This is a genomic window from Mycobacterium sp. IDUB_3 (assembly GCF_055419585.1).
Map to the genome: position 1 here is coordinate 87,286 of NZ_JBVAXZ010000002.1, position 12,263 is coordinate 99,548.

Genomic DNA, 12,263 nt, shown 5'->3' on the forward strand with positions numbered 1-12,263 from the left:
GGGTCAGCGGGCGGCGAACCACGTGAGCTCGGCCGCCACGGCAGACCCACACACCGCCACCACGATCGAAAGCGCCAGCCAGTCGGCGGGTTTCGGACGCGACGGGGCGGCGGAGATCTGGCCGGTGCCGCCGCGGGCGGTGATGGCGTCGCCCATCTCGTCGGCGCGGCGCAGTGTCACCGTGATGACCGCGACGACCACGTCGATCACGTCTGCCGTCGGACGTCGCAGCCTGGCCCAGCGGGTCTGCGGCGGCCGCTTGGGCCGCAGCCGGCGCGCCGCGAAGAGCACCCGGAATTCGTCGATGAGCATCGGGAAGGTGCGCAGCGCGAGCGCCAATGCGACCGACCAGTCGTCGACGGGGATCCGCAGCGGCCGCAGGAAGCGACCCAAAGTGGCGACCGCCGGGGCGATCTGGGCGACATTGGTGGTCCACGACACCAGTGCGCCCAGGGCGAGCAACACCACCGACAGTGCGGTGAGGCGCAGAAAGTCCAGCAGGCCGCCGAAGCCCAGCGACACCGTGCCCAGGTGTACCCTCGGGCTTCCACCGGCGAACGCCGCGTTGACGCCGACGATCACCAGCACGATCCACAGCCAGCGCGGCACCGACGGCAGCACCCCCCGGGGGATGCGCGCGAGCCATATTCCCGTCACCGCCAGCGCGCCCGTGAGCCCGATCGCGACCCAGCCCGGGAAAAACGTCAGAAGCAGCGAAATGCCAAACGCCACAAGCAGTTTGGTCCCGGCCCAGAGCTCGTGTATGGGCGAGCTGCCCGGCACCGGCCGCAGCAGCACCACCGGGCGCCGGCGACCGGACGCCCGCTTGGCCGCGGGGGCGGCAACCGCCGTATTGTCCTGGGCCGCAGCCGGTACCGGTTGCAGTGATCCTTCATGCAGGTGCAGGGTGCGCGGACACAGCTCCTGGAGCCCGGCGAAGTCATGCGAAATGACCACCACGGTCAGGCCGGTGTCGCGCCGCCGCTCGATGAGCAACTGGACGAGGCCGCGCTGACTGGCGGCATCCAGCCCCGCCAGCGGCTCGTCGAGGATCAACACGCGTGGCGATCGCGCCAGCAGCCCGGCCAGCACCACGCGACGCATCTGGCCACCGCTGAGCTGGTCGATGCGCCGCTTCGCCAGCCCGGCATCCAGGCCGACGGCGGCCAGGGCCGCGGTGACCCGGGCGTGATCGGCGGGTGAAAACCCGGCCGCCGAAGCCACTTCCAGATCGACCCGGCTGCGCATCAACTGCAGCCGCGCCGCCTGGAACTGCAGCGCGACAGCGCCCACCTGGTCGGCGATCGGGCGTCCGTCGAGCAGGCAGGCGCCGGTGGCCGGTGTGGTCAATCCGGCCATGATCCAGGCCAGTGTCGACTTGCCGGAACCATTTCCGCCGTGGATCAGCAGCCCGTCACCCTGGTGCACCGCGAAGCTGACATCGCGCAGCGCGGTCTGAGCCCACGGCGTGCCGCCGGCGTATTCGTGTCCGACGCGGACGAGTTCGAGGACCGCCGCGCCGGAGTCGAGATCGGTGGTCACCGTCGGCGCCGGGGCGGTCGCGCTCTGCACCAGATCGGAGTCGACCGACGTGTCGCCGAGTTTGATTGCGCGGTCCGCGTATTCGGCCTCGTCGTTGTAATGGGTGATGTGCACCAGCGCGGTTTGGTGGCGTTGGGTCAGGCCGGACAGCACCGCGAGCAGTTTCTCCCGGCCCTGCCGATCGACCATGCTGGTGACCTCGTCGGCGATCAGCAACGCCGGCTCGCGTGCCAGCGCCGCGGCGACGGCCAGGCGCTGCAGCTCTCCGCCGGACAGACTGCCGGTATCGCGGTCGGCCAGTGCGGCGAGGCCGACCTCGCCGAGTAGCCGGGGGATGTCGGTGGTCTTGCCGGGCGGTAGTCCCCAGACCACGTCGTCGGCGACCCGCGTGCCCAGCACCTGGCTCTCCGGGTGCTGCATGACGACCGCGGTGCCGCCGAGTTCGCCGAGCCCGACCGCCCCGGGACGATGTACGGTGCCCGAGGTCGGTTCGCGTCCGGCCAGGATCAACATCAGCGTCGTCTTGCCGGAGCCGTTGGCGCCGGTGACCGCGATGTGCTCTCCCGTTCGCACGTCCAGGTTGACCGCACGCAGCGCGTCGTGGTCGGCGTGCGGGTAGCGCAGGCGCACCTGGTCCAGCCGTACCGGGACGGGCCGGATCGGTCCGTCGCAGGCGGGCGCGTCCAGCTTGTGCACGTCAGGAATCCCGCGTAGCCGCTCCAGCACCCGGGACAACGCCCACCATCCGACCAGCGAGGCGCCCACGATGGCGAAGACGGCGTACCCGAGGACCAGCCACTGCCAGTAATGCAACGCCTCGGCGAAGAACGCCTTGAATTGTTGGGCGGCCGGACGCAGCGGCGGCACCCGCGACACGATCGTCGAGGCGCCGTCCACAGCGGCGCTGGCGGCCTGGAAGGCGAGTTGCCGGAACCGGGTCAGGACGTTCAGCGCGACGACCATCCCGGCGCCGACGACGACGCCCGCGCCGAAGGACACCACGATGACGGTGGGTGTGCCGCGGCGGTGACGCTTGACGGTTCCGGCCAGGCCCCCGACGTAGGCACAGAGCGCGATCGCGCCCAAACCACTCAGGCCGACGACCAGGAAGCCGATCACGCCGGCGGCGACCGTCGCGGCGATCAGGACGCGGATCCGGTAGCGATAGGCGAGCAGCCCGGTCGGCACGCTGCCGAGCAGGCCGAGGCCCCCGCCGTGCGGAAGGACGACCGCGATGATGGCGATCGCCGCGCACAGGGCGCCCATCACCGATGCTTGCGCCAGTTCGCCGGGTAGTAGCGATCCGGCACGCGTTTTCGGCGGTGCAGCGCCGGGTGCCTTCACGACACGATTATGCCCGTCGTCGGCGGTGCTCCCGGTGGCTCTCTTATCAGATCTTCAGGTAGCCCTTGTCGGCGGGAATTTGCGCGGCCGTCACCAGTGAGGAAGCGTCGCTGGCAAGCCACAAGACGATGTCGGAGACCAAGTTCGGGTCGGCGAGCGAGTCGGTGGGTAATGCGCCGGGGGAGAAGCTGTGAATGTAGGTCTGGTTGTCGGCGAAGAGCTGCCACATCGAGGGGTCATTGCCCATCGGGGTGTCGGTGCCGTACGGGTGTACCGAGTTCACCCGGATGCCGTATCCGCCGAGTTCGACCGCCAGCGAGTTCGTCAGCCCGACCACACCGAACTTGCTGGCGCAGTAATGACCGCAGCCCGGCACCGCCTTCACGCCCGCGGCCGAGCTGATGGTGATGATCGAGCCGCCGTTACCCGCCCGGATCATCGCGGGCACAGTGGCTTTGATGGTGTTCCAGACGCCGGTCAGGTTGGTGTCGAGGACGTCCTGCCATTGCTGAGCCGAAATCTCCCACAGCCGGCCCCAATTCAGCACGCCGGCGTTGGCGACCACGATGTCGAGGCGGCCGAACTGGGTGATCGCCTCGTCGACGATCCGTTGCTGCCCGGCCGCGTCGCGGACATCGACCTGCGCGGCCAGCATCTTGCGGCCTTCGCTTTCCACCAGGCTCGTCGTTTCGGCCAGGTCCTCCGGCGTGGATGCCGGGTAGCCGTTGTTCGCCGCCACCGGGCCGCAGGCGTCGATGGCGACGACGTCGGCTCCGGCCCGGGCCAGCCGCACGCAATGCGAACGGCCCTGTCCGCGTGCGGCACCTGTGACGAACGCGACCCGGCCGGCCAGGGGTTTGTCGTTGTCGCTCATGCGATTTGAGCCTTCTGTGTCGGCGGCAGCGGGCGGGTACGCACCAATGTCGGCCACCAGAACCAGGGTCCCATGATCCGCATGATGCACGGCACGACGAACGAACGCACGATCAGGGTGTCGAGCAGCAGGCCGATACACACGGTCGAACCCACCTGACCTACGGTTCTGAGCTGGCTGCTCAGCATTGCGAGCATGGTGAACGCGAACACCAAACCCGCTGACGTAACCACGCCGCCCGTACTTCCGAGCGCGCGGATCAGGCCGGTGTGAATTCCGGCGTGCAGTTCCTCTTTGACACGCAGGATCAACAGCAGGTTGTAGTCGGAACCCACCGCCACCAGGATGATGAACGTCAGCGGCAGGATCAGCCAGTACAGCGGCAGGCCGATCAGGTGTTGCCAGACGAGTATGGACAGCCCGAATGCTCCGGCGTACGAGAAGGCCACCGTGGCGGGGATGACGATGGCGGCCATCAGACTTCTGGTCAGGAACAACATGATCAAGAAGATCAGCACAAAGGCCGCGATCGCCACGATGAGCAGATCGGACGCAGCGTATTGCTTGATGTCCTTGTTGGTTGATCCCGAACCGCCGATATAAATCTTCGCGCCGGCTAGCGAGGTCTCTTTCAGCGCAGTGGTTATCGCGGTGGGGAACTGTTCGACGTGCTGCACACCATCCGGTCCATTTGCGTCCCCCGTGTGGGTGATGATGAACCGAGCAGCCTTACCGTCCGGTGACATCAAGAGCTTCATGCCGGTCTTGACGTCTTCGTTGTCGAAGCCCTCGTGCGGGATGTAGAAGAAATCGTCGCTGCGGGACTGGTCGAAGTCGAGCCCCACATTGACCTGGTCGAAGTATGTCTGGTCGGTTTGGGTGGTTTGCAGAGACGAGGATCCGTAGGTGTTAACCAAAAGAGCCGCCAAGGACTCCGAGTCGTCTGCCGTGAGTTTCAGTTGCTCGATGATCTGCGGGAACGCCTTATCCACCTCCACGAGAGAGACTCTCGCGAACTTGATGTCTTCGGCCAGGTGGTCAATGTGGTCGATGGTGTCCCACAACGATCTGAACGCCCAGCAGATGGGGATGTCGAAACAGTGCTTCTCCCAATAGAAGTAGCTCTTGACCGGGCGGAAGAAGTCGTCAAGGTTGGAGACTTCTTCGTTCATCTCGTTGCTGACCCGTTCCAGGTCCTCAACGGTGAGCACCGTCTGATGCAGTTCGTCGGACACCCTCTGAAAGAAGCCGATTTCCTTGCGCAAGACCTCGACAGTGTGCGTCGTGATCTGTGCCTGCTGGCTGGTATTGGCGTTTTGCTGCTGGTTGAAGGGGAGCTGTTGACCGTTCCCGCTGCCTTGTGTGGTGAACAAGTAGGGAATCGTGGCATGTTCCAAAGCTCGGCCCATGGGCCTGGTGATGCTTTGCACCATCGCGACGCCGGGAAGGCGTTCGAGCGCCTTCGCCGCTCGGTCTAGCGAGATGAAGTCAGCCGAGTTACGCAGGTCGTGGTCCGACTCGATCATCAGCATCTCGGAGAACAGCTTGCTCTTCGGGAAGTGCCGATCCGCCGCCGCGAAACCCTGATTGGCAAGACCCTTGATCGGCTGGTATTGACGGTCGTCATAGTTCTGCCGGTAGGTCGGCACGAAGATCGCGCCGAGTAACACCGCAGCGGAGCTGGCGAACAGGATCGGCACCGGCCACCGGACCACACTCGTCCCGATCCGCCGATACAAATGCGCCTTGGCCTTGCTTTTCGGGTCGAAGAGCCCGAAAAGGCTGCCGACGGTCAAGAAGGCCGGGCCGAGTGTCAGCGCTGCCGAGATGGTGAACAGCATGGAGATAGCGACGGCTGGGCCCATGGTGTGGAAGTAGTTGAGTCGCGCGAACGTCAAGCAGTAGCACGCCCCCGCGATCGTCAGCCCGGAGCCGAGAATGACCGGCACGACACTCTTGTATGCGGTGTAAAACGCCTCCTCCCTGCTTTCGCCGTCGTGTCGCGCCTCGTGATAGCGGCCGATCAAGAAGATGCCGTAATCGGTCCCCGCTCCCAGGGTCAAGGCGACGACGATGTTCACCGCGAACGACGAGAGCTCGATGTACCCGAGATGCCCGAGGGTCGCGGTAACCCCCTTCGCGACCAGCAGCTCGAACAGAACGCCGGCCAAGGGCACAAAAAGGGTGACGATGGAGCGGTACACCAGCAGCAACATCCCGAGGATGAGGAAGATCGTCACGATCGTGATGTTGTTCAAGCTGTTATTCGCAATGGCCACCGTGTCTTTGGCGAGCGGGGCCGCGCCGCTGACGTACACCTTGAGCCCCGGCGGTGGCGTGTCCTTCGCGACGATGTCCCGAACGGCAGCGACGGACTCGTTCGCTTGCATTTGGCCGATATCGCCCGCGAGACGCAACAGCACGTAGGTGGCCTTGCCGTCGAGGCTCTGCGCCCCCGCCGCGGTGATCGGCTTCCCCCACAGATCGATGGCGGACTGCACGTGCTTGGTGTCTCGCAACAGCCGGCGCATCAACTCGTCGTAGTACTGATGGTCTCCGTCGCCCAGCGGCCGGTTGGCTTCCAGCACGACCATGGCCAAGCTGGTCGAATTGGACTCCTGGAACTTCGCACCGATGGCCAGCAGCGCCCGTTGCGACGGCGCGTAGTGCGGGACCACCGGCCCCGCAAGCTGTTCCGCGACCCGCTCTACCTGCGGCATGAAGGTGTTTGTCGAAATAGCAAGAAGGGCCCAGAAGGCAATGATCGGTATCGCGAAGATGCGGACCATTCTGGGGACGAAAGGTCGTTTCACGCGGTGCTCGGCTAGATGCTCGCTCATGCGGATTTCACCAGACAAAAGACGTGTGCATCCTGATGGGTATCGGACTGTTCAGCGCGGACAACGCCATTCACCCGCAGCCGGCAGCCGACTGAACGACCATGAACCTGCGCCGAGATGCTGCCGGACACCACGGTGAGCGTGGTCGACTCCGTGTGCGACCACGGCAAGGTCGTGAGATTGACCGTATGCGGATGCCCGTCGTAGTCCACCCAGACGAGCGTGCCCCCTTGCCCGACGGAGCCGAATACCTCGTAGTCGATTCGTTTGATACTGAACTCTGGCGGCGCTGCTGGTTCATTGACAGTGACGACAGGCGGGGGTTCGGAGAACTGGTGCACCTTCCACATGGCCACCGCCCCCACGCCAACCGCAACGACTGCAACGACTGGCATCCAGACCCGGGCCAAGACGGTCCTACCGACTGAACGGGGGCTCACTCCATCACCCTTCGGAACCCGGTCCGCACATCGTGTTCTGGCCCCCGCTCCCGCGCTCGTGCACATGCGGATAGTAGACGGTCATGTATCCAATTGACATATGATCGTGCAAAGACTGGCGATAACGCAACCGCAACGCGACCCCGAACTGTTGCCGGCGTACCGACCTGCCCGTGACCGCATCAGACGCCCGGTCCGGTGTCTGATCAGGACAATTTCCGCAACCGCCTTCTCAAACGTATGCTGCGCAGAATCTGAGTCGTAAAGTTCATGGAGGCCAACATCGGGAACACCCCGAGAAATGTCCGTTCGGAGGGCGTCGCACCGTGCAAGTGGTAAAGACTGCCGAACACATAAAAGCATCCCGCACTGAATAGAGCGGCGGGGATGGAGAACGTCATCAACGAGCTGCGACGGCCAACGATCTCCCTCGCATAATCCAACTCTTCCTGCGACATTGGTTCGCCCTTGCGCACTTTACGCGTAACGGCTCTGGCACTGCCTATTTCGTCGCTTATCGGAAGAGGCTTTCGGTCTCCCAGCCGTTTCACGTATACCGCGGCGATAGCAACGAACGCCAACGCCAGCGCAAGGCTGACTATTGTGACAAAACCGAATAGACCCGACTCCAGCATTTCGGTCATTTGCTCTCCTGCCGAACCATCGAAGGCTCCTGAGAACGCTACCTCAGCCAGTGCCGCGGCGCTCAGCGCTTTCCGGAGTCCTGGTCCTTGACCACATCCCGAACGATCAAGACGACCAGGACGATCAGGGCGAGCGGCACCAGCAGCTTGAAGACGATTGACGCGTGACTGTACAGCAGGCCGTAAGCGACCGCTCCGATCACCACCATGACGAGCAGGATGGCGCGATTGATCTTGTCCGCACTCATTGAGGGAACCTAACTTCTCGACCTACCCGGCGTTGTGTCAGAACCCGAAGTCGCCGCCACCCCCGGAATCGGACCCGCCACCAAAGTCCGAACCACCGCCGAAATCGGAGCCGCCGCTGGAGTCCCAGCCACCACCGGAGTCCCAGCCGCCGCCGAAGCCCACGTCAGTTCCGCCGGAGTAGGTGGCGTCGCCGCCCGCGAATCCGATGCCCGCGCCGCCCGAGTCCTGGTAGCCGCCAGTGAATCCCACGTCCGCCGGTGCGCTGTCGTAGCCCGCGCCCTGCCCGCCGTCATAGCTGTAGCTGTCGGCATCCGCGTAGGCGGAGTCGCGGCCGGCCTCGAAACCGCGCTCGTAGCTGCCGCCCCAATGGTCGTCGAGCAGCGCATCCACCAGCAGCACGTCGGCCAACGCCCACGTCCAGCCCGGGCCCCAGAACGCGTACGGGTAATAGCCGGGGTAGAAGAACATCCCGTTGTGGTAGCCGCCGCCGTAGTAGTACGGGTAGCCGGGCTGCGCCGTGGTGCTGTAGTTGTTGTTGTTGATCGTCACCGATTCGCCCGTGTCGGGGTTCTTGGTGCGCACGCTGGCCTGCTTGCGATCGTCGGCCGGCACCGAAGTCACCGCGGCAACGTCGGGCCTGGGTTGGCGGGGGTCGAGTTTCCGGTTGGCCTTGGTGACCGTGGACTCGACCACCCGAAGATGCGCCCGCGCGGCGCCGTAATCGTCTTTGTCATATGCGTTTCGGGCGTCGTACAGGCTGGCGTTGGCTTTCAACGACTCGGCGCTGACGTCGGCACCGCTCTCGGTCAGCACCGCGTTGTCGAGGTCGCTGACACTCGACGTGGCCGCGATCAGCTCCTGCTTGATCTCCTCGCGCGACTCGGAGTCCTTGCGGTGCTTACGATTTCGGCTCACGGCGAACCAGAGCAGGCCGGCCATGGCCAGCCCGATGCCGGCAATGACCAGCGTCACCTTCAGCCAGGCCCAGTCGTCATGCTTTTCGTGCGCGACGGGCGAGGTGGTCACCGGACCGCGGGTGGCCGCGTTGACGCTCGCCAGTTTGCCGACAAAAGCGCTCGTCGCGCCGTACGGGTCGTTGCGATGATCTTTCGCCGACTGATTCATGAATTCATCGACGTTGTCCGCGATGACCTTGGGCACGTTGTAGGCGCGCACGTGATAGCCGCGAGAGTCGATCACCAGAATGACCCCGCTGGTTCCGGCGTTGCGGGCCAGCATGGCGTCATGGACGGCGTCGGCCGTGGTCACACCGCTCTGCGCGGGCGAGACCGCCGCGACCCACACCGGCGCACCCGAACTCCACGTCCACGAACTGGTGAGGATCTGCTCGTTGAGCTTGTCGGGGTTCTGCAGCGGCGGTCTGGCACCCGGGTCGACCACCACGTGCGTCTGGGCGTCGAACCTGTTCACCAGCTCGTCTGTGTAGGTGTCGGCCGACGCGGACGGAGCGAGCAGCAGTGCCAGCACCATGGTCAACGCAGCCAGGGCAAGGCTGCGGAAGCGTGAAGTCACATCTCTCCTGCCGTTGCGTGAGCGCCCACCCTAGCCCGTTTCCGGCGGATCCGCCGCCGGGGCCGCGTGCGCTGGCTACCGGGCCGGCCGGCCGGCCGAGAGCTCAGTGCCGGACTTGCCCGGTCACCCCTAGATCTTGATCGTCAGCGGCCAGACGTTCCAGATCTCGTCGCAGTACTCGGTGATGGCGCGATCCGACGAGAACTTGCCGCTGCGTGCGGTGTTGAGGATGGACATTTTGGTCCACGATTCCCGGTCCTGCCACGCAGCGCTGACCCTTTCCTGGCAGTCCAGGTAGGACGCGTAGTCGGCGCACACCAGGAAGGGGTCGTCGTAGCGCAGGTTGTCCACCAGGGGCCGGAACACTTCGGTGTCCCCGCGCGAGAACGTGCCTCCGGCAATGAGATCCAGCACCGCGCGCAGCTCGTCGTTGCCGTCGATGTAATCGGCCGGCCGATACCCGTCGGCCTTGACCGCCGCGACCTGCTCCTCCGTCAGGCCGAACAGGAAGAAGTTCTCCGGCCCGACCTCGTCGCGCATCTCGACGTTCGCCCCGTCCAGCGTGCCGACGGTCAGCGCCCCGTTGATCATGAACTTCATATTCCCGGTGCCGGAGGCCTCCTTGCCGGCGGTGGAGATCTGCTCGGACAGGTCGGCGGCCGGGTAGATCATATGGGCGTTCTGCACGTTGAAGTTCGGCACGAAAGCCACCTTCAGGAATCGGTTCACGTCCGGGTCCGCGTTCACCGTTTCCCCGACCGCGTTGATCAGCTTGATGATTCGCTTGGCCAGGAAATAACCGGGGGCGGCCTTGCCGCCGAAGATGAAGGCGCGCTGCGGGATCGACAGGCCGGGATTCTGCTTGAGCCGGTGGTAGAGCGCGACGACGTGCAGGACGTTGAGGTGCTGGCGCTTGTATTCGTGGATGCGCTTGACCTGGACGTCGAACATCCAGTCCGGGTTCAGTTCGACGCCGGCGACCGAGTGGATGTATTTGGCCAGGCGTGACTTGTTGTTGCGCTTGATGTCGCGCCACTCGCGCCGAAAGGCGGCGTCGTCGACGAACGGCTCGAGCCCGCGCAGGCGGCCCAGGTCGGTCAACCAGCCGTCACCGACGGTGCGGTCCAGCAGCTCGCGAAGCCCGGGGTTGGCCAGCGCGAGGAAGCGCCGTGGCGTCACACCGTTGGTCTTGTTGCTGAACCGTTCCGGCCACATCTCGTAAAAGTCTTTGAGCACACTGCTTTTCAGCAACTCCGAGTGCAGCGCGGCGACACCGTTGACGGCGTGGCTGCCGACGGTGGCCAGGTGCGCCATCCGGACGAACTTGCCGCCGTTCTCACCGATCAACGACATCCGAGCGACGCGGTCCTCGTCGCCGGGGAAGCGGCCGCGCACCTCGTCGAGGAACCGGCGGTTGATCTCGTAGATGATCTCCAGGTGGCGGGGCAGCGACTCGGCGAACATCTCCAGCGGCCAGGTCTCGAGCGCCTCGGGCAGCAGGGTGTGGTTGGTGTAGCCGAACGTTGCGACGGTGATGTCCCACGCCTCGTCCCAGTCCAATTCGCGCTCATCGACCAGCAGCCGCATCAGCTCGGCGACCCCGATCGAGGGATGGGTGTCGTTGAGCTGCAAGGCAAACCGCTGCGGCAGTTCCTTGACGGACACGTCGGCGAGGTCGTCCATGATGTGCAGCACGTGTTGCAGCGAGCAGGACACGAAGAAGTACTGCTGCAGCAGGCGCAGCCGCTTGCCGGCCTCGGGCTCGTCATTGGGGTACAGCACCTTGGTGACGGTCTCGGACGTGACCTCGTCCTCGACCGCCTTGTAGTAGTCACCGGTGTTGAAGGCCTCCAACGCGAACGACTTGACGGCGCGCGCGCTCCACAACGTCAGCACGTTGCAGGTGTTGACGCCGTAGCCCTGGATGGGTGTGTCGTAGGCGGTGCCCTTCAACATCCGCCCGGGCACCCAGCGGACACGGTCGTGGCCGGCCTCATCGGTGTAGTCCTCGGTGTAGCCACCCCACTTGACTCCGAAGCTGACGTCGGGTTTGGCGATCTCCCAAGGGTTTCCGTTGTCCAGCCAGTTGTCGGTCTGCTCGACCTGCCAACCGTCGTGGATTTCCTGATCGAAGATGCCGAATTCGTAGCGGATGCCGTAGCCGATCGCCGGGCGCTCCAGGGTGGCCAGCGAGTCCAGGTAACACGCGGCGAGCCTGCCGAGGCCGCCGTTGCCCAGCCCGGGTTCCTCCTCGCAGGCCAGAATGGTGTCAAGGTTCTGGCCCATCGCCGCCAGCGCCTCGCGCGCGGCCCGCTCCATCTGGAGATTCAGCAGATTGTTGCCCAATTGCGGGCCCATCAGGAATTCGGCCGACAGATAGCAGGTCACCTTGCGCCCGAGGTCGAGTGAGGTCTGCGTCGAGACCACCCGGCGGTCCTGCATGCGGTCCCGCACCGCCAGCGCGAGCGCGCGGTAGTAGTGCTCGGGGCGCCGCGCCGCCGCCGGGCGACCGATCGAGTAGCGCAGGTGGTCGTTGATCGCCCGCTGTAGCGCCGCCGCGCCCATCCCGGTGCGAGAGTGCTCGACCAAGTCGGCCCGGGTGGGGTTGCCGGGGGAGAGTCCGTCGGAGGGCGTCTGGTCGACGTCGGTCATGGTGGGTCCTACTCGCTAGAGATGGTGTCAGCACGGCGTGGCCTACCGAGTGGTGCGCAGGCCGTCAGTCTGGCAGCGATGTTTGCACACCAGGAGCGGAATTGACGTCTGCCACGTAAACGGAAGCACACGTACTGGGGACGAG

At 65.2% G+C, this 12,263-nt stretch carries 8 protein-coding genes; all 8 read right to left on the minus strand.

The window, feature by feature from the left end; translation table 11 throughout:
* Window positions 1–3: 3 nt before the first annotated feature.
* Window positions 4–2,886 carry an ATP-binding cassette domain-containing protein gene (locus tag ACZYVJ_RS21260; RefSeq protein ID WP_463833181.1) on the minus strand — a complete coding sequence of 961 codons (2,883 nt, stop codon included), beginning with the start codon at window positions 2,884–2,886 and terminating at the stop codon, window positions 4–6.
* Window positions 2,887–2,932: 46 nt separating this feature from the next.
* A complete protein-coding gene (locus ACZYVJ_RS21265; protein WP_065127500.1) occupies window positions 2,933–3,760 on the minus strand; it encodes a mycofactocin-coupled SDR family oxidoreductase in 828 nt (275 codons plus the stop codon).
* Window positions 3,757–6,600 (minus strand): MMPL/RND family transporter, encoded by a 2,844-nt coding sequence (locus ACZYVJ_RS21270; protein ID WP_463833806.1) that lies wholly within the window; start codon window positions 6,598–6,600, stop codon window positions 3,757–3,759. Before ACZYVJ_RS21270 ends, ACZYVJ_RS21265 begins: the two co-directional genes overlap by 4 nt.
* Complete coding sequence (locus ACZYVJ_RS21275; protein WP_463833807.1) at window positions 6,597–6,995, minus strand: MmpS family transport accessory protein; 399 nt, start codon at window positions 6,993–6,995, stop codon at window positions 6,597–6,599. The genes ACZYVJ_RS21270 and ACZYVJ_RS21275 overlap by 4 nt, the downstream gene beginning before the upstream one ends.
* A gap of 251 nt (window positions 6,996–7,246) precedes the next feature.
* A complete protein-coding gene (locus ACZYVJ_RS21280; RefSeq protein ID WP_463833182.1) occupies window positions 7,247–7,684 on the minus strand; it encodes a hypothetical protein in 438 nt (145 codons plus the stop codon).
* Between the two features lie 62 nt (window positions 7,685–7,746).
* Window positions 7,747–7,932 (minus strand): hypothetical protein, encoded by a 186-nt coding sequence (locus ACZYVJ_RS21285; protein WP_463833183.1) that lies wholly within the window; start codon window positions 7,930–7,932, stop codon window positions 7,747–7,749.
* Between the two features lie 37 nt (window positions 7,933–7,969).
* Window positions 7,970–9,466 (minus strand): hypothetical protein, encoded by a 1,497-nt coding sequence (locus ACZYVJ_RS21290; RefSeq protein ID WP_463833184.1) that lies wholly within the window; start codon window positions 9,464–9,466, stop codon window positions 7,970–7,972.
* Between the two features lie 129 nt (window positions 9,467–9,595).
* Window positions 9,596–12,031: a glycogen/starch/alpha-glucan phosphorylase gene (locus ACZYVJ_RS21295; RefSeq protein WP_463833808.1), complete on the minus strand. Its 2,436-nt coding sequence runs from the start codon at window positions 12,029–12,031 to the stop codon at window positions 9,596–9,598.
* Window positions 12,032–12,263: the final 232 nt, after the last annotated feature.

Bases quoted from the DNA above. Each gene is read 5' to 3' on its own strand.
- ACZYVJ_RS21265 (WP_065127500.1), bottom strand. From the start codon at position 3,760: ATGAGCGACAACGACAAACCCCTGGCCGGCCGGGTCGCGTTCGTCACA.
- ACZYVJ_RS21270 (WP_463833806.1), bottom strand. From the start codon at position 6,600: ATGAGCGAGCATCTAGCCGAGCACCGCGTGAAACGACCTTTCGTCCCC.
- ACZYVJ_RS21275 (WP_463833807.1), bottom strand. From the start codon at position 6,995: ATGCCAGTCGTTGCAGTCGTTGCGGTTGGCGTGGGGGCGGTGGCCATG.
- ACZYVJ_RS21280 (WP_463833182.1), bottom strand. From the start codon at position 7,684: ATGACCGAAATGCTGGAGTCGGGTCTATTCGGTTTTGTCACAATAGTC.
- ACZYVJ_RS21285 (WP_463833183.1), bottom strand. From the start codon at position 7,932: ATGAGTGCGGACAAGATCAATCGCGCCATCCTGCTCGTCATGGTGGTG.
- ACZYVJ_RS21295 (WP_463833808.1), bottom strand. From the start codon at position 12,031: ATGGGCGCGGCGGCGCTACAGCGGGCGATCAACGACCACCTGCGCTAC.